The 16,400-nt window shown below is 58.4% G+C and carries 16 protein-coding genes and 1 pseudogene; 7 read left to right on the top strand and 10 right to left on the bottom strand.

The window, feature by feature from the left end; genetic code table 11:
* Positions 1-23 precede the first annotated feature (23 nt).
* Entirely contained in the window at positions 24-407 is a 384-nt protein-coding gene (locus AB4P92_RS14145) for a PaaI family thioesterase (RefSeq protein WP_115146048.1), read from the bottom strand.
* Positions 407-2,731 (bottom strand): Tex family protein, encoded by a 2,325-nt coding sequence (locus tag AB4P92_RS14140; RefSeq protein WP_042557133.1) that lies wholly within the window; start codon positions 2,729-2,731, stop codon positions 407-409. The genes AB4P92_RS14145 and AB4P92_RS14140 overlap by 1 nt, the downstream gene beginning before the upstream one ends.
* A gap of 357 nt (positions 2,732-3,088) precedes the next feature.
* On the opposite strand from AB4P92_RS14140, the gene ompR reads away from it, so the two are divergent.
* Together ompR and AB4P92_RS14130 are read left to right on the top strand one after the other, a co-directional pair.
* A complete protein-coding gene (ompR, locus tag AB4P92_RS14135) occupies positions 3,089-3,829 on the top strand; it encodes a two-component system response regulator OmpR (protein WP_042557134.1) in 741 nt (246 codons plus the stop codon).
* A gap of 114 nt (positions 3,830-3,943) precedes the next feature.
* Positions 3,944-5,257: an ATP-binding protein gene (locus tag AB4P92_RS14130; RefSeq protein WP_042557135.1), complete on the top strand. Its 1,314-nt coding sequence runs from the start codon at positions 3,944-3,946 to the stop codon at positions 5,255-5,257.
* A gap of 82 nt (positions 5,258-5,339) precedes the next feature.
* Here AB4P92_RS14130 and rimK read toward each other — a convergent pair whose 3' ends face one another.
* From rimK to AB4P92_RS14115, 3 genes are read right to left on the bottom strand one after another with little or no spacing between them, the layout of a single operon-like run.
* Positions 5,340-6,245, bottom strand: coding sequence for a 30S ribosomal protein S6--L-glutamate ligase (gene rimK / locus AB4P92_RS14125; RefSeq protein ID WP_007952690.1), 906 nt, complete (start codon positions 6,243-6,245; stop codon positions 5,340-5,342).
* A complete protein-coding gene (locus tag AB4P92_RS14120) occupies positions 6,242-6,703 on the bottom strand; it encodes an ATP-dependent zinc protease (protein ID WP_172604528.1) in 462 nt (153 codons plus the stop codon). The genes rimK and AB4P92_RS14120 overlap by 4 nt, the downstream gene beginning before the upstream one ends.
* Before the next feature lie 34 nt (positions 6,704-6,737).
* Entirely contained in the window at positions 6,738-7,517 is a 780-nt protein-coding gene (locus AB4P92_RS14115) for an EAL domain-containing protein (protein ID WP_395599602.1), read from the bottom strand.
* 116 nt (positions 7,518-7,633) lie between these two features.
* Between AB4P92_RS14115 and AB4P92_RS14110 the strand changes: the two genes are divergently transcribed.
* The gene (locus AB4P92_RS14110) at positions 7,634-8,041 is read left to right on the top strand and encodes an RNA-binding S4 domain-containing protein (RefSeq protein ID WP_047299299.1); all 408 of its coding nucleotides are present in this window, start codon (positions 7,634-7,636) and stop codon (positions 8,039-8,041) included.
* Positions 8,042-8,176: 135 nt separating this feature from the next.
* Here AB4P92_RS14110 and AB4P92_RS14105 read toward each other — a convergent pair whose 3' ends face one another.
* Positions 8,177-8,977, bottom strand: coding sequence for a phosphatase PAP2 family protein (locus AB4P92_RS14105; RefSeq protein ID WP_261736182.1), 801 nt, complete (start codon positions 8,975-8,977; stop codon positions 8,177-8,179).
* Between the two features lie 103 nt (positions 8,978-9,080).
* Here AB4P92_RS14105 and hslO point away from each other — a divergent pair, with 103 nt between their 5' ends.
* Positions 9,081-9,983, top strand: a complete 903-nt coding sequence (gene hslO, locus AB4P92_RS14100) for an Hsp33 family molecular chaperone HslO (protein ID WP_042557140.1) — start codon at positions 9,081-9,083, stop codon at positions 9,981-9,983.
* Positions 9,984-10,164: 181 nt separating this feature from the next.
* A complete protein-coding gene (locus tag AB4P92_RS14095) occupies positions 10,165-11,706 on the top strand; it encodes a phosphoenolpyruvate carboxykinase (RefSeq protein ID WP_047299301.1) in 1,542 nt (513 codons plus the stop codon).
* 251 nt (positions 11,707-11,957) lie between these two features.
* Here AB4P92_RS14095 and AB4P92_RS14090 read toward each other — a convergent pair whose 3' ends face one another.
* The 4 genes and pseudogenes from AB4P92_RS14090 to AB4P92_RS14075 all read right to left on the bottom strand — a co-directional run bounded on the left by AB4P92_RS14090 (position 11,958) and on the right by AB4P92_RS14075 (position 13,484).
* Positions 11,958-12,245 carry a transcriptional regulator gene (locus AB4P92_RS14090; protein WP_395599601.1) on the bottom strand — a complete coding sequence of 96 codons (288 nt, stop codon included), beginning with the start codon at positions 12,243-12,245 and terminating at the stop codon, positions 11,958-11,960.
* Positions 12,242-12,433, bottom strand: a pseudogene (locus AB4P92_RS14085) (type II toxin-antitoxin system RelE/ParE family toxin); the annotation flags it as partial. The pseudogene AB4P92_RS14085 and the gene AB4P92_RS14090, both read right to left, overlap by 4 nt.
* Before the next feature lie 39 nt (positions 12,434-12,472).
* Entirely contained in the window at positions 12,473-12,772 is a 300-nt protein-coding gene (locus AB4P92_RS14080; protein WP_395599600.1) for a hypothetical protein, read from the bottom strand.
* A gap of 388 nt (positions 12,773-13,160) precedes the next feature.
* Positions 13,161-13,484 carry a hypothetical protein gene (locus tag AB4P92_RS14075; protein ID WP_042557145.1) on the bottom strand — a complete coding sequence of 108 codons (324 nt, stop codon included), beginning with the start codon at positions 13,482-13,484 and terminating at the stop codon, positions 13,161-13,163.
* 292 nt (positions 13,485-13,776) lie between these two features.
* On the opposite strand from AB4P92_RS14075, the gene AB4P92_RS14070 reads away from it, so the two are divergent.
* Complete coding sequence (locus AB4P92_RS14070; protein ID WP_042557146.1) at positions 13,777-14,280, top strand: hypothetical protein; 504 nt, start codon at positions 13,777-13,779, stop codon at positions 14,278-14,280.
* A 182-nt stretch (positions 14,281-14,462) separates the two neighbouring features.
* Positions 14,463-16,397 (top strand): ATP-dependent DNA helicase RecQ, encoded by a 1,935-nt coding sequence (locus AB4P92_RS14065; protein WP_395599599.1) that lies wholly within the window; start codon positions 14,463-14,465, stop codon positions 16,395-16,397.
* Positions 16,398-16,400 lie beyond the last annotated feature (3 nt).

Below are 16,400 nucleotides of genomic sequence, written 5' to 3'. Positions count from 1 at the left end.
TAACTCAAAATGATGATCAACATCTACAGGACAGCGAACGTGCCTTGCGCTTTTGCGACCAGTTTGTCGCCCTGCATCACCTCGGCCTCGACCACCAGCGTGCGCCGGCCCGGGTGAATCACCCGGGCCGTGCACAGCACCTCGCCGTCCGAGACGGCGCGGATATAGTTGATCTTGCACTCGATGGTCGCGCTCTGCTGATCGAAGCCGTGGGTGCTGGAACAGGCCAGCCCCATGGCGATATCGACCAGACTGAACAGCGCGCCGCCGTGCAATTTTCCGCCGCGATTGCGCAGTTCCGGTTCCAGCCCCAGGGCGACTTGCGCCACCCCGGTTTCAAGGCTGTGCAGGCGGCAGCCCAACAGCTTGAAAAACGCGCTCTCGACGAGCCCGGCCGGAATTTCCATCAGCGTTTCTTCAGCTGTTTGGCGTTGGCGAACAGCGAGGCCATTGCATTGTTTACTGGCGCTGCGGTCGCGGTTTCCTTGCGCGGCGCGTTGTTCGACGGCTGACGCTGCGCCGAGCCCGGACGCGAGCCGCGGGCACCGTCGATTTTCTCGCCCGGGGTGTCGCCCATGCGCATCGACAGGCCGACGCGTTTGCGCGGGATGTCGACTTCCATGACCTTCACTTTCACGACATCACCGGCCTTCACCGCTTCGCGTGGGTCCTTGATGAACTTCTCCGACAGCGCCGAGATGTGCACCAGACCATCCTGATGCACGCCGATGTCGACGAATGCGCCGAACGCGGTCACGTTGGTGACGACACCTTCAAGGATCATCCCCAGTTGCAGGTCCTTGAGGTCTTCTACGCCTTCCTGGAACTCGGCAGTCTTGAACTCAGGACGCGGGTCGCGGCCGGGTTTTTCCAGTTCCTGGAGGATGTCGGTCACCGTCGGCAGACCGAAGGTCTCGTCGGTGAATTTCTTCGGATCCAGACGCTTGAGGAAACTGGCGTCGCCGATCAGCGAGCGGATGTCGCGGTCGGTTTCAGCGGCAATGCGTTGCACCAGCGGATAGGCTTCCGGGTGAACGGCCGAGGAATCCAGCGGGTTGTCGCCGTTCATCACACGCAAGAAACCGGCAGCCTGTTCGAAGGTTTTTTCGCCCAGACGTGCGACTTTCTTCAGCGCCGCACGGGTCTTGAACGCGCCGTGTTCGTCGCGGTGAGCAACGATATTCTGCGCCAGCGTGGCGTTGAGGCCGGAGATCCGCGCCAGCAGCGCCACCGAAGCAGTGTTCACATCAACGCCGACGGCGTTCACGCAGTCCTCGACCACGGCATCCAGACCGCGCGCCAGTTTCAGCTGCGAGACGTCGTGCTGGTACTGGCCAACGCCGATGGATTTCGGATCGATCTTCACCAGCTCTGCCAGCGGATCCTGCAGACGGCGAGCGATGGACACCGCGCCACGGATCGACACGTCCAGATCGGGGAATTCCTTGGCTGCCAGTTCCGACGCCGAGTACACCGATGCACCGGCCTCCGAAACCATGACCTTGGTCATCTTCATCGCCGGATATTTTTTGATCAGTTCGATGGCCAGTTTGTCGGTTTCGCGGCTGGCGGTGCCGTTGCCGATGGCGATCAGGTCAACCGAGTGCTTGGCGCACAGGGCGGCCAGAATGGCGATGGTCTGATCCCACTTGTTGTGCGGCACGTGCGGGTAAACCGTTGCGTGATCGAGCATCTTGCCGGTCGAATCGACCACGGCAACCTTGCAACCGGTACGCAGGCCCGGGTCGAGGCCCAGGGTTGCGCGTGGGCCGGCCGGTGCGGCCAGCAACAGGTCATGCAGGTTGTGGGCGAAAACGTTGATCGCCTCGGTTTCGGCGCCGTCGCGCAGCTCGCCCAGCAGGTCGGTTTCGAGGTGGGTGTAGAGCTTGACCTTCCAGGTCCAGCGCACCACTTCACCGAGCCATTTGTCGGCCGGACGGTTCTGGTTCTGGATATTGAATTGCTGGCCGATCATGCCTTCGCACGGGTGCATGGTGCCTGGCAGTTCGTCGCCGACTTTCAGCGCAGAGCTGAGAATGCCTTCGTTGCGGCCACGGAAAATTGCCAATGCGCGGTGCGACGGCATGCTTTTCAGCGGTTCGTCGTGTTCGAAGTAGTCGCGGAACTTGGCGCCTTCCTCTTCTTTGCCGGCGATGACGCGGGCACTGAGGATGGCTTCCTGCTTGAGATAGGTACGCAGTTTTTCCAGCAGGCTGGCGTCTTCGGCAAAACGCTCCATCAGGATGTACTTGGCGCCTTCCAGCGCAGCCTTCACGTCGGCCACGCCTTTTTCGGCATCGACGAAGCGTGCGGCTTCGGTTTCCGGTGTAAGGTTCGGGTCGTTGAACAGGCCGTCGGCCAGGTCGCCGAGGCCGGCTTCCAGGGCAATCTGGCCCTTGGTGCGGCGCTTTTGCTTGTACGGCAGGTACAAGTCTTCGAGGCGGGTCTTGGTGTCGGCGAGTTTGATATCGCGCTCAAGAGCAGGAGTGAGTTTGCCTTGCTCCTCGATACTGGCCAGGATGCTGATGCGCCGTTCGTCGAGTTCTCGCAGGTAGCGCAGACGCTCTTCCAGATGACGCAACTGGGTGTCATCGAGGCTGCCGGTGACTTCTTTCCGGTAGCGGGCAATGAAGGGTACGGTAGAGCCTTCATCGAGTAGCGCGACGGCCGCTTCGACCTGTTGTGGGCGTACGCCGAGTTCCTCGGCGATGCGGCTGTTGATGCTGTCCATAAAACCACCTGACATATTGTGAAAGCAGGCTCGCAGGCACGGAAATAAAGGCCCGGAGTCTGGTTGAGCGGCTTGAAGATTGCCGCTGCCTGGGTCAAAAGGCAGCCCATTGACCCGTGAAATCGAACTATTACTGCGCTGGCCGGGAAAAAAGACGGCCACTTGCGGTAACGATTCAGACGTTGCCTGGCACAAAACGCCGCGCATTATAACCAGCGTTCTGTCATTCGGGGGCCTCACAGTCTGTAGGCTTAAACCCCGGTTTTCTGGCAGTGAAGGAAAAATCTGCTAACAATGCACACGGTGCGTATAACGGCAGCTACGCCATAATGCGCGCCGAGCTAAAAGGAGCATCCAATGAGCAGCACTGCACAAACTGCTGAAGGCGAAAAAATTCTTATCGTTGATGACGATCCGGGGCTGAGCAGCCTGCTGGAACGTTTCTTCGTCAGCAAGGGCTACCGTGCCCGCACCGTACCGAATACCGAGCAGATGGACCGTCTGCTGGCGCGTGAAGTATTCAATCTGGTCGTTCTCGACTTGATGCTGCCCGGCGAAGACGGTCTGACCGCTTGCCGCCGCCTGCGGGCCGCGAACAACCAGATTCCGATCATCATGCTCACCGCCAAGGGCGATGAGATGAGCCGCATCAAGGGCCTGGAACTGGGCGCTGACGATTACCTGGCCAAGCCGTTCAACCCGGACGAGCTGATGGCCCGGGTCAAAGCGGTGTTGCGTCGCCAGGCCGCACCAGTGCCGGGCGCGCCGGGCAGTGAAGACGAAAATGTCACCTTCGGTGATTACGTGTTGTCGCTGGCCACTCGCGAACTGAAACGTGGCGACGAAGTGCACATGCTCACTACCGGTGAGTTTGCGGTACTCAAGGCCTTGGTGATGAACGCGCGTCAGCCGCTGACCCGCGACAAACTCATGAACCTGGCCCGTGGCCGCGAGTGGGATGCCCTGGAGCGTTCCATCGACGTGCAGATCTCCCGTCTGCGCCGGATGATCGAGCCTGATCCGTCGAAACCGCGCTACATCCAGACTGTCTGGGGCGTTGGCTACGTGTTCGTACCGGATGGCGCCGCCACCAAGTGATCGGCGATTTGTAGGAGCGGGTCTGTTGGGGGTTGGTCAAACGACCATTCCCACAGACTCGCAATCCGCAATATGCGAGCATTGCTCGCTCCTGCAAGTGTGTAGCGGTTATTGATGAAGACGCCCGTCTGGTTCCCCCAAAGTTTTTTCTCCCGCACCCTCTGGCTGGTGCTCATCGTCGTCCTGTTTTCCAAGGCGCTGACCCTGGTTTATCTGTTGATGAACGAGGACGTGCTGGTGGATCGTCAATACAGCCACGGCGTCGCCCTGACGCTGCGCGCCTATTGGGCCGCTGACGAAGAAAATCGCGCGAAGATCGCCGATGCCGCGACCCTGATCCGGGTGGTGGGTGCCGGTGTGCCGGAAGGCGAACAGCACTGGCCGTACAGCGAGATCTATCAACGACAGATGCAGGCAGAACTCGGCGCCGACACCGAAGTGCGATTACGCATGCATTCGCCGCCGGCCCTGTGGGTTCGCGCCCCGAGCCTGGGCGATGGCTGGCTGAAAGTGCCGTTGTATCCGCATCCGTTGCGTGGCCAGAAAATCTGGAACGTGCTGGGCTGGTTCCTCGCGATCGGTTTGCTGTCGACGGCCTCGGCGTGGATTTTTGTCAGCCAGCTCAACCAACCCTTGAAGCGTTTGGTGTACGCCGCCCGGCAACTCGGCCAGGGTCGAAGCGTGCGTCTGCCGATCAGCGACACGCCGAGCGAGATGACCGAGGTCTATCGCGCCTTCAATCAGATGGCCGAAGACGTCGAACAGGCCGGACGTGAGCGTGAGCTGATGCTGGCCGGCGTCTCCCATGACTTGCGTACGCCGTTGACGCGCTTGCGTCTGTCGCTGGAGTTGATGGGCGACCACAACGACCTGACCGACGACATGGTGCGCGACATCGAAGACATGGACGCGATTCTCGACCAGTTCCTCGCGTTCATTCGCGATGGTCGTGACGAGTCGGTGGAGGAGGTCGACCTCAGCGATCTGGTGCGTGAAGTAGCGGCGCCGTACAACCAGACTGAAGAGAAAGTTCGTCTGCGTCTGGAGCCGATCCAGCCGTTCCCGTTGCGTCGGGTATCGATGAAACGTCTGCTCAACAACCTGATCGGCAACGCCTTGAACCATGCTGGCAGCGGCGTTGAAGTGGCGGCTTATGTGTCCGGCGACACCAGTGCGCCGTATGTGGTGCTGAGTGTGATGGACCGTGGTGCGGGGATTGATCCGTCGGAGCTTGAGGCGATTTTCAACCCGTTCACCCGTGGCGACCGTGCGCGCGGTGGCAAGGGTACGGGGTTGGGGTTGGCGATCGTGAAGCGGATTGCTTCGATGCATGGCGGCAATGTTGAACTGCGTAACCGGTCCGGGGGTGGGCTGGAGGCGCGGGTTCGGTTGCCGTTGGGGTTGATGCTGCCGCGGGATGCGGTATAGAAGCAGCTGAAAGTTTCAAGCGGCAAGCGGCAAGCAAGAGCGACTTTACTTGTCGCTTGGGGCTTGCCGCTTGAAGCTGGCTTTAGCCTTTGCCTTTGGTCCGGGTCATATTCGGCCCGCCATTCTTCTCAAGATGCTCAATGATGATCCCCGCCACGTTCTTCCCGGTGGTGGTCTCGATCCCTTCCAGCCCCGGCGACGAATTCACTTCCATCACCAGCGGCCCGTGATTGGAGCGCAGAATATCCACGCCCGCCACCGACAGGCCCATGACCTTGGCTGCACGCAGCGCCGTCATGCGTTCTTCCGGGGTGATCTTGATCAGGCTGGCGCTGCCGCCGCGATGCAGGTTTGAGCGGAATTCACCCGGTTTGGCCTGACGCTTCATTGCCGCGATTACCTTGTCGCCGACCACGAAGCAGCGGATGTCTGCACCGCCAGCCTCCTTGATGTATTCCTGAACCATGATGTTCTGCTTCAGGCCCATGAACGCCTCGATCACCGACTCGGCAGCGGTCGCGGTTTCGCACAACACCACGCCGATGCCCTGGGTGCCTTCCAGCACTTTGATCACCAGTGGCGCACCGTTGACCATGTCGATCAGGTCGGGAATATCGTCCGGCGAGTGAGCAAACCCGGTCACCGGCAAACCAATGCCACGGCGCGACAGCAGTTGCAGCGAGCGCAATTTGTCCCGCGAACGGGCAATGGCCACCGACTCATTGAGGGGGAACACGCCCATCATTTCGAACTGGCGCAACACCGCGCAGCCATAGAACGTCACCGACGCGCCGATCCGCGGGATCACCGCGTCGAAGCCTTCCAGCGGTTTGCCGCGATAGTGGATCTGCGGCTTGTGGCTGGCGATGTTCATGTAGGCGCGCAAGGTGTCGATCACTACCATTTCATGCCCGCGTTCAGTGCCGGCCTCAACCAGACGACGGGTGGAATACAGACGCGGGTTCCGCGACAGCACAGCGATCTTCATGCAACACCTGTGGAGGAGGTAGATACCGGGAACACCGGCTTGTCTTGTACATATTTGATGCCCGGATTGACCACCAGCTGGCCATCAATCAGGGCTTTGGAGCCAAGTAACAGGCGATAGCGCATGGACTTGCGGCAGGCCAGGGTGAACTCGATTGGCCAGACCCGATCACCCAGAGCGAGGGTGGTGCTGATCACGTAGCGCTCCTGGGCATGGCCGTTGGAGCTCTTGATGGTTTTGCGTGTCACCAGTGGTGCTTCGCAACGCCGGTGACGCAACTGCACCACCGTGCCCAGGTGCGCGGTAAAACGCACCCATTTCTCGCCGTCACGTTCGAACGGTTCGATGTCGGTGGCATGCAGGCTGGAGGTACTGGCACCGGTGTCGATTTTTGCGCGCAGGCCCGCAACTCCCAAATCCGGGAGCGCCACCCACTCGCGCAGACCGACAACGGTCAAATGGTCAAATGTCTTCAATATAAAAAACCAACGATTAACGCGCCCAGGCGTCAGGTGAAATCTGAGCCAAGGCTTTGAACGCAGGTTTGGCGAACCAGTATCCCTGCATCAGAAATATTCCACAGTCCGCCAGGAAATCCCGTTCTCCGGCGCTCTCGATGCCTTCGGCAATGACTGTAACGTCCAACTCCGCACAGATTGTGACAATCCCCCGCACGATTGCCTGACGGACACGGTCTTGATCGACATCGCGGATCAACGCCATGTCGAGTTTGATCAGGTCCGGTTGGAAATCAGCCAGCAGATTGAGCCCCGAATAACCGGCACCGAAATCGTCGATGGCGGTCTTGAAGCCGAATTCGCGGTATTCACGCAGAATATTGGTCAAATGGCGATAGTTATCTACGTGCTGGCTTTCCAGTGTTTCAAAAATCAGCCGGTCGACCGGGAAATTGTGTTTTTTTGCCGCCTCCAGGGTGCTGCGAATACATAACTCTGGACGATAGACAGCGTTGGGCATGAAGTTGATCGACAAGTGTGTCTGCATATTAAGATTGGCCGCGCCTTCGATGGCGCGCATCCGACAGAGCTGGTCGAAACGGTAGCGGTTTTCTTCTGTAACCTGATCTAACACCGTCAATGCCCCTTCGCCGGCTACACCGCGGACCAGCGCTTCATGAGCAAAAACCGACTGGTCGCGCAGATCGACGATAGGTTGGTAGGCGAAGGCAAAATCGAAGTCCAGCGGCTCGCTTTGCTGGCAGCCCTGGCAACCCGTTTTGGGCGAGGTCAATGAAGACGGGAATCTAGTCACTCGATCACTCCTTGCCGCTGAAACGGTCAAGATCACAGTCTATCTGGAGGGCCGAGTTCTTGCGCCCGACAGAAACGGTAGTACAGTTCCGACTACTGGCTGAGCGAGGAATTCATATGGCACAAAAACAGGAAGAGGACGACAAGGTCCGTCTCGATAAATGGTTGTGGGCGGCGCGCTTTTATAAAACCCGTGCCTTGGCCAAAGCCGCCATCGAGAGTGGCAAGGTGCATTGTCGAGGCGAACGCTGCAAGCCCGGCAAAGAGCCACGCGTCGGCGATGAGTTTGAGATACGTACCGGCTTCGAGGTGCGCATCGTGAGGGTCGAAGCCTTGTCGATCGTGCGTCGTGGGGCCCCCGAGGCGCAGGCTTTGTACGCGGAAACCGACGCGAGTATTGCCAAGCGCGAAGCGGCCGCAGCAATGCGCAAAGCTGGCGCGTTGGGCATGAGCACCGACGGCAAACCGAGCAAGAAGCAGCGGCGGGATCTGTTTAAATTTCGTGGGAACAGTAACGACGACTAAGGCTGATGTTTCAGTGTTGTCTGTGCCGACCTCATCGCCCGCAGGCTGGCTCCCACAGTTTGAAATGCAATCCGACTGTGGGGGCCAGCCTACTGGCGATTCGAGTGCGCAGCACTCGCCGGGGTCGACGCGGTATCAGGCGCTACGCACAACGCTCATCCGCGAAACCAGCGGCAGCTTGCCCAGCAGATTGAAAAACGGCGCCGTCACCTTCAACCAGAAATTCGCCGCGTGATAGGCAAACGGCGTGTAGTAACCCCAGCCCAATGCCCACACCGCCAGCAACATACCGCCGATGTAATCGTCTTGACCCCAGTGCGCGCCAGCCACCAGTCGCGGCAGCATGAACAGCAGCGTCAGGCTCCAGATCGTCACGAACTGCCCGACCGTACGGCTGAACACACCCATGAACAGGGCCCAGATCAGCAGCACCGACGCATGGTCACCGGGGAAGCTCTGGCCCGAGCGATCCTTCAGCTCCCAGGCCTTTTCCAGATGCGGGAAGTAGTCGCTGAGGTGCACCGCGCCTTCCAGCACCATCGACGGACTGCTGTGCTGCCAGCCCATGTGGTCGGCGAACTTGGAAAACAGTGCGCGAATCACCACCATCAACAGCAGGATCGAGAAAAAACCGAAAAACGCGCGACGCACGTCAATCGCCTTGAACACCCAGTCGCCCTTGATCAACAGCATCAGCAGAATCAGTCCGACGACGATGTCGAACGGGCGCAGACTTGCAATTGCCCAGATGTGGAGCCATATCGGGTTGCTGGCCAGCGGTGCATTGAGCGAGCGAAACAGCCACTCGTCGAAAATCACACACAGCATGTTGCCCGTAGGCCATAACCAGAAAGCCAGCAACGCCAATGGCACGACGTTGCACAGAACCAGCCGGCCGAGGTTCCACCTTGATTGGAACAAACCCGGATTGTTCATAAAATGCCTCCCGTGGCTGAACGATCGCACCAAACAGGTGCAAAGAAGCGCGGCATTTTCATATTTTGTAACCAATTTGTCATCAATTCAGATACCCAAACCTATGACCGATCTCCCGGATACCGATTACACCCAACGCTTCATCTTCGATGACAGCGATACTCGCGGCGAACTGGTAGCGCTTGAGCGCAGCTACGCCGAAGTCCTCGCCAAGCACCCGTACCCGGAACCGGTTGCGCAACTGCTGGGCGAATTGATGGCGGCGGCCTCGTTGCTGGTGGGCACTCTGAAGTTCGACGGTTTGCTGATTCTGCAGGCGCGTTCCGAAGGCCCGATCCCGATGTTGATGATCGAGTGCTCCAGCGACCGTGAGATTCGTGGTCTGGCGCGTTATCACGCCGATCAGGTCTCGGCGGATGCGACCCTCAGCGACTTGATGCCCAACGGCGTCCTGGCCCTGACCGTCGACCCGACCGTTGGCCAGCGCTATCAGGGCATCGTCGACCTCGATGGCGAAACCCTGTCCGATTGCTTCACCAACTATTTCGTCATGTCGCAGCAGGTGGGTACCCGCTTCAAGCTGTTCGCCGACGGTCGTCGTGCCCGTGGCATGTTGTTGCAACAACTGCCGGCCGATCGCCTGAAAGACGAAGAAGATCGCGCCGCCAGCTGGCAGCACATCACCGCGTTGGCCAGCACCCTGAGCGCCGATGAACTGTTGAGCCTGGACAACGAAACCGTGCTGCATCGCCTTTATCATGAAGAGCAAGTGCGCCTGTTCGATGTGCAACATCTGCGATTCCACTGCAGCTGCTCGCGTGAACGCTCGGGCAATGCGCTGGTCAGTCTGGGTCTGGAAGATGCGCAGGCACTGGTGGCCGAGCAGGGCGGTACAGTCGAGATCGATTGCCAGTTCTGCAACGAGCGCTACCTGTTTGATGCGGCCGATATCGCTCAATTGTTCGCAGGTGCGGGCGTCGACACGCCGTCAGATACCCGGCACTAAAACGGTTCAGCGCAGGTAAATTCACTGCTCAACGACGGAATTACGCCGTTACGACGGGAGGGCCCTACTATTTTTGGGCTTTTCTGGCATAATCCGGCCCACTTTTTTCGCGGTAGTAGTGCACGACTTTCTACTACAAAACGTTTGGAGCACACTCGGCCACTGGCCGACGGGGAACCTCATGACGCAAGCCAATAACGCCGTGTACACCGATCTGAGTGTTGATGATCTGGTAAAAGAAGCCCTGAACCGCGGTGAAGGCGAGCTTGCCGATACCGGCGCTCTGGTTGTTCGCACCGGTCATCGCACCGGCCGTTCGCCAGTCGACCGTTTCATCGTTGAAGAGCCTTCCACTCAGGCCGCTATCGCCTGGGGCCCGATCAACCGCAAGTTCCCGGCCGACAAGTTCGATGCCTTGTGGGCTCGAGTAGAAGCCTTCAACAACGCGCAAGAGCACTTCGTTTCCCACGTGCATGTAGGCGCGGCTGAAGATCACTACCTGGCCGTGAAAATGACTACCCAGACTGCCTGGCAGAATCTGTTCGGTCGTTGCCTGTTCATCAACCCGGCCCAGTACAATCCGGCTGGCCGCGATGAGTGGCAAGTGCTCAACGTCGCCAATTTCGAGTGCGTGCCTGAGCGTGACGGCACCAACTCCGACGGTTGCGTGATCATCAACTTCGCACAGAAAAAAGTGCTGATCGCTGGCATGCGTTACGCCGGCGAGATGAAGAAAGCCATGTTCTCCGTGCAGAACTTCCTGCTGCCGGCCGCTGACGTGCTGCCAATGCACTGCGCTGCCAACATCGGCGAAGAAGGCGACGTAACCCTGTTCTTCGGTCTGTCCGGCACCGGCAAGACCACCCTGTCGGCTGACGAAAGCCGTTACCTGATCGGTGACGACGAACACGGCTGGGGCGAAGGCGTTGTCTTCAACATCGAAGGCGGCTGCTACGCCAAGTGCATCGACTTGTCCGAGAAGAACGAGCCGGTCATCTGGAAAGCCATCAAACACGGCGCTGTGCTGGAAAACGTCGTCATCGACGATGCCAAGCACGCTGACTATGCCGATGTCAGCCTGACCCAGAACAGCCGTGCTGCGTACCCGCTGGAACACGTTGCCAAGCGTTCCGAGCACAACCTCGGTGGCGAACCGAACGCTGTGATCTTCCTGACTTGCGACCTGACCGGCGTCCTGCCGCCAGTGTCGATCCTCAACGAAGAACAAGCGGCCTACCACTTCCTGTCTGGTTACACCGCACTGGTGGGCTCGACTGAAATGGGTTCGGGCAGCGGCATCAAGTCGACCTTCTCCACCTGCTTCGGCGCACCGTTCTTCCCGCGCCCGGCCGGCGAATACGCAGAGCTGCTGATCAAGCGCATCCGCGGCTTCGGCTCCAAGGTCTACCTGGTCAACACCGGCTGGACCGGCGGTGGCTACGGCGTCGGCAAACGCTTCAACATCCCGACCACCCGCGCAGTGATCGCAGCGATCCAGAGCGGCGCCCTGATCGGCACCGAAACCGAACACCTGGACACCATCAACCTCGACGTGCCACTGGCCGTACCGGGCGTTGAAACCGGCCTGTTGAACCCACGCAACACCTGGGCTGACAAGGCTGCATACGACGAAGCCGCAAAAGCACTGGCCGGTCTGTTCATCGAGAACTTCAAGAAGTTCGAAGTGAGCGACGCGATCAAGGCTGCTGGGCCGAAGTTGTAAGCATCGGTTTGTAGTGAATGAAAAAGCCGCCCTTTAGGGGCGGCTTTTTTGTGGGCGATTGGAAAGCATTCCACAAACTTAACTGCCATTATTCCCGCAGGAAAGAGCTTTAACTAGCAGAATACTGCCACTTATCAGCTTCGCTTACCCCGCTTCAGCACAGCTGTGATGCTGATTGAGAGTTTTGCGTCCGTCTGCAAACGTTGCAGAGCAACCTTTCATGGCACTAGTACTTCGTTTTGTGCAATTGCTCAATCAGCCAAAGCATTCAGCAGATGAACAGGGTCGTTGTGTATAGCTTTGAGTAGCGCTTTAGCCGGCCCAGTTGGTACCCGACGACTTTGCTTCCAATTACGCAGCGTTCCAAGCTGGACGTCGATCAACGCTGCAAATTTTGCTTGCGTCATGCCGGTGGCTTTACGAATTTCTTTGACCAGTAATGCATCAACATAAAATTCGCGGGAGGGTTTCCGTTCACCCCGCAGAATTTCATCCATCTCCTGCACGCTTTCCATCAGCTCATCAAAAAACCTGCTCATGGTTGTCTCCAGTTTCCGATCATGGCTTTCAATGCTTTCCGTTCATCATGGATCAGGTCGTGTTGTTCATTTTTTGGGTAAATCATCAACAAAGCGATCTGTGACGCCGAAACGAAGTGGTAGTAGATCACTCGGGCTCCACCGCGTTTACCGTGGCCCTTAGAGGCAACTTGAGCTTTACGAACCCCCGCTCCCACGAAAAGTGAGAGCGATCTGCCCACTCAGCCTTAGGCTGGAGCCTTCCAATTGAGCATCTGCTGCTGCGCGACTTGCAGCAGGTCACAACCATCCTGCGTCAGCAGATAGAGTGCGTGGGTGATGTGGGGGATGTCTTCGACGTCGGCTTGTCTGAAGCTGAGGCAGTAGAGGGTTTTTAGCAGGTCGGCGGAGGCGCGAAGGCGCTGGACGGCGCATTCGAGAGTGTCTTGCGGGTTGGCCTCTGTGTCGATGATCAGGGGCTTGGTGTCGGTGAGGTTGGATTCGAGTGGGCGGTAGCGATCGGTAGTGAATTGATTCCAAGTTGTCATTTTTTAATCCTCAATTGCTTCGAAAGAAGCCACCGCATCGTGACCAAGCGACAGGAGGCGACTGTGTTCGGGTTGGTCAACCGGTGAGGATCGTGCACATACCCGGCACACCCGAGGGTGTCCCAAACACAGTCACCATAAACTGCAGGCAAGTGAGTGCCGGCAGCATACAGCGCGTGCGTATACACGATCCAATCGGGTGACCAAGCCCGAGCCGCTGATTTGGCAGCGACAGTCACGACTATAAAGACGAGCTACAGGGCGGCGATAGAAGACAAGGAGTCTGCCCTTGTAGGAACGGGACGGAGATTTGATAGGTCATTGCTGCTGTTCCATCAACAGTTTTAAACGGGCGCGCTTATCTGTCGGCGGATGTGAACAGCGGGATTCAGAGTGCCGGGTTGTTTTCAAGAGGGTTGTTGGTTGCTTGTGGGTGTTCGATTTTAAACTTGGCAACTTCCAGCAGTTCGCAGCCATCCTGAGTCAATAAGTACAGCGCATTGATGATGTTCGGGATGTCTTTGACGTCTGCTTGTTTGAAACACAGACAGTACAGAGTTTCCAAAAGATTGTTGGCGGCGCCCAATCTTTGTTGAGCGGCATTCAGCAAATCTTGATGACAGGCTTCTGTATCGATGACCAGCACCGGCTTGTCGCTGTAGCAGGTTTTCAAACGGCGGTAGCGGTTGAGGGGGGATTGAGGTGGGTTCATGGATCAAGCCTGTCCTTTGAGAGATCGCTACGGCGGGATTCAGTCGCGTCGGCCACTATAAGAGGGCGCTGCTCCGTGGGACAAGACAGCCAGGATGGACAGCGTTTGTAGGGGGTTTACCGGGGTTCGGGTATTTGCCCTACATGTTTTCCAGGGCTTTTCAGGGCAAAACCCTTAGATAGGATTTTTCCTACAGGTTTGTCAGGCGTTTCGCGGTAAACCGCTGTATCGTGCGCGCCAGAATCTGTGGGACGTTTCCAAACGTCCGATACGCGCTTAAAGGGAATTAGGTATGCAGTGGCTACGAATGGCCTCGATCGTATTGCTGTGGACCAGTGGTTGTCGTTTGGCAATGTCCGCCGACGTTGGCAATCCGCTGGTACTCGATCATTTGAATCGCACCGGATGGCCGGACGCGCTCACCAGCCAAGCGAATGTCGACACGGCGTCGCGCGCCGAGGTGTTGATGTTCGGCAAAGCCTTGCTCGCCAGCGAAGCGTTGGACGAGTCGGGTTTGAAGCAGAAGCTGGGTGTGCCGAAAGTGCAGTTGAAGTCGATCAGACAACTGCGTGATGGTTTGTGGGATCACTTGCTGAGCACTTATCGCAACGCCAGTCAGGACTGTGCTGAACAACCGTTTTGTCCACAGGTACGCAGTGTTGCCGATCTGCGTCAATTGGCGGCAGCGTTCACCGGCGACATCAGCCCGGCCCATGCGTTGTGGGCGAGCAAGAGCCTGGGTGTGCACGAGCAGATGTTGAATGAGCAACTGCGGGTGGCAGTGTTGCGGCCATGAACGTTTAGATTTTGTGTAGTCAGTGCCGGCCTCTTCGCGGGCAAGCCCGCTCCCACAGGGACCGTGGCGTTTAGGTGAATCGCTGTATCATTCCGTATCGATTTGGCCCCCGACCTTTTCTCGACTCGCTGCGATCGCCCGCTAGGCTGTTGGCATGGCAGCAGTCAAAGGAGTGACAGCGAATGCACAACACCCTGGAACAGGTTTTTGGTTATCCACAGTTCCGACCCGGACAAGAGGCCGCGATCAGCGCGGTGTTGGCCGGACGCTCGGCAGCGGCGATTTTTCCCACAGGTTCCGGCAAGTCCCTTTGCTATCAATTGTCGGCACTGATGCTGCCGAATCTGACGCTGGTGGTCTCGCCGCTGCTGGCGTTGATGCAGGATCAATTGGCGTTCCTGCAACGCCATGGCATTGTGGCGGGCAGTATTGATTCGGCGCAAAGCCGCGATGATGCCAATGACGTGATGGCCCGCGCCCGATCAGGTGAATTGAAGATCCTGATGATCTCCGTAGAGCGGCTGAAAAACGAACGCTTCCGCAACTTTTTGCAGCAGGTGCCGATCTCGCTGCTGGTCGTGGATGAGGCGCATTGCATCTCCGAGTGGGGACACAATTTCCGTCCGGACTACCTCAAGCTGCCGGACTACCAACGGCAGTTCAACATCCCGCAAACCTTGCTGCTGACTGCCACGGCAACGCCCAAAGTCATCACCGACATGCAGGCTAAATTTGCCATCGCCGCCGAAGACGTGGTGACCACCGGTTTCTATCGGCCCAACCTCAATCTGCTGGTGGAACCGGTGCGCGGCCAGGACAAGCGTCGGCGCCTGGTGGAGTGGATGGCTGAGCGTCCGGGTCAGCCGAGCATTGTCTACGTCACCTTGCAGAAAACCGCCGAACACATTGCCGAGCACCTGGAGCGTAACGGCATCCAGGCTGAGGCTTACCACGCCGGTTTACCCCACGATAAGCGCGAGGCGATTCAGAAACGCTTCATGGCCGGGCAGTCCAATTGCATCGTCGCGACCATCGCTTTCGGCATGGGCATCGACAAGAGCGACATCCGCAATGTGGTGCACTTCGACCTGCCCAAATCCATCGAAAACTACAGCCAGGAAATAGGCCGCGCGGGGCGTGACGGGCAGCCGTCGGATTGTCTGGTGCTGGCCAATCGCGACAGCCTCAACGTGCTGGAAAATTTCGTTTACGGCGACACACCGGAGCGCGAGGGTATTCGCTATGTGCTCGACGAGTTGAAAGCCTCGGTGCCGGAAGGGCAGTGGGAATTTCTGCTCGGTCCGCTCGCGGATCAAAGCAATATCCGCGCATTGCCGCTCAAGACATTGCTGGTGCAATTGGAGTTGCGCGGCCTTATCGCGCCGCGCTACGCGTACTACGCCGAATACCGTTTCAAATACTTGCTGGAGCCGGACGCGCTGCTCGAACGTTTCGAGGGCGAACGCAGGGAGTTTGTCGCGGCGATCATCCAGACGTCGAACCGTGCGCGAACCTGGGCGACCGTGAGCTTCGAGGCGATGTACACGCAATATTCGGCAGAGCGAAATCGGGTGGTGAAGGCGCTGGATTATTTCCAGGAGAAGGGCTGGGTCGAGCTTGAGAGCAAGCAGATGACCGAGGTCTACAGCGTGCTGCAGAGCGACTTTGACAGCGGCGTGTTGAGCGCTGAACTGCATGAATACTTCACCCGCCACGAGCAGGCCGAAGTCGCGCGGATTCACGCCATGCTCGATGTGTTCGCCACTGAGCGCTGCCTGGGTTATCGCCTGGCCGAGTATTTCGGCGACCGCAATGCGCCAGAGCGCTGTGGGCATTGTTCGGTGTGTCATGGGCATGTCGCGCGGTTGCCGGAACCCCCGCAATTGCCGCCGCTTGTGGATAAAAACTTTGCAGCGCTGTGCGGCGACTTTATCCACAAGCACGAGCAGCACACCGGCAACGTACCCACGGCGGAACGACTGACGCGGTTTCTGTGCGGGATCAGCGTGCCGCTGTTTACCAAGCTCAAGGCGCGGACGATTTCCGGGTATGCGGCGTTGGAAGACTATCCCTACGCCGAGGTGCGCCATTGGGCTGACAACCATTTGCTCGACTGAACC

This window comes from Pseudomonas sp. A0308 (assembly GCF_044218815.1).
Lineage (GTDB): Bacteria > Pseudomonadota > Gammaproteobacteria > Pseudomonadales > Pseudomonadaceae > Aquipseudomonas > Aquipseudomonas iridis.
This window is presented reverse-complemented; position numbering and strand designations above follow the sequence as displayed.

Coding starts and splice junctions, on each gene's coding strand:
- AB4P92_RS14145 (WP_115146048.1), bottom strand. CDS start 407: ATGGAAATTCCGGCCGGGCTCGTCGAGAGCGCGTTTTTCAAGCTGTTG.
- AB4P92_RS14140 (WP_042557133.1), bottom strand. CDS start 2,731: ATGGACAGCATCAACAGCCGCATCGCCGAGGAACTCGGCGTACGCCCA.
- ompR (WP_042557134.1), top strand. CDS start 3,089: ATGAGCAGCACTGCACAAACTGCTGAAGGCGAAAAAATTCTTATCGTT.
- AB4P92_RS14130 (WP_042557135.1), top strand. CDS start 3,944: ATGAAGACGCCCGTCTGGTTCCCCCAAAGTTTTTTCTCCCGCACCCTC.
- rimK (WP_007952690.1), bottom strand. CDS start 6,245: ATGAAGATCGCTGTGCTGTCGCGGAACCCGCGTCTGTATTCCACCCGT.
- AB4P92_RS14110 (WP_047299299.1), top strand. CDS start 7,634: ATGGCACAAAAACAGGAAGAGGACGACAAGGTCCGTCTCGATAAATGG.
- AB4P92_RS14105 (WP_261736182.1), bottom strand. CDS start 8,977: ATGAACAATCCGGGTTTGTTCCAATCAAGGTGGAACCTCGGCCGGCTG.
- hslO (WP_042557140.1), top strand. CDS start 9,081: ATGACCGATCTCCCGGATACCGATTACACCCAACGCTTCATCTTCGAT.
- AB4P92_RS14095 (WP_047299301.1), top strand. CDS start 10,165: ATGACGCAAGCCAATAACGCCGTGTACACCGATCTGAGTGTTGATGAT.
- AB4P92_RS14090 (WP_395599601.1), bottom strand. CDS start 12,245: ATGAGCAGGTTTTTTGATGAGCTGATGGAAAGCGTGCAGGAGATGGAT.
- AB4P92_RS14080 (WP_395599600.1), bottom strand. CDS start 12,772: ATGACAACTTGGAATCAATTCACTACCGATCGCTACCGCCCACTCGAA.
- AB4P92_RS14075 (WP_042557145.1), bottom strand. CDS start 13,484: ATGAACCCACCTCAATCCCCCCTCAACCGCTACCGCCGTTTGAAAACC.
- AB4P92_RS14070 (WP_042557146.1), top strand. CDS start 13,777: ATGCAGTGGCTACGAATGGCCTCGATCGTATTGCTGTGGACCAGTGGT.
- AB4P92_RS14065 (WP_395599599.1), top strand. CDS start 14,463: ATGCACAACACCCTGGAACAGGTTTTTGGTTATCCACAGTTCCGACCC.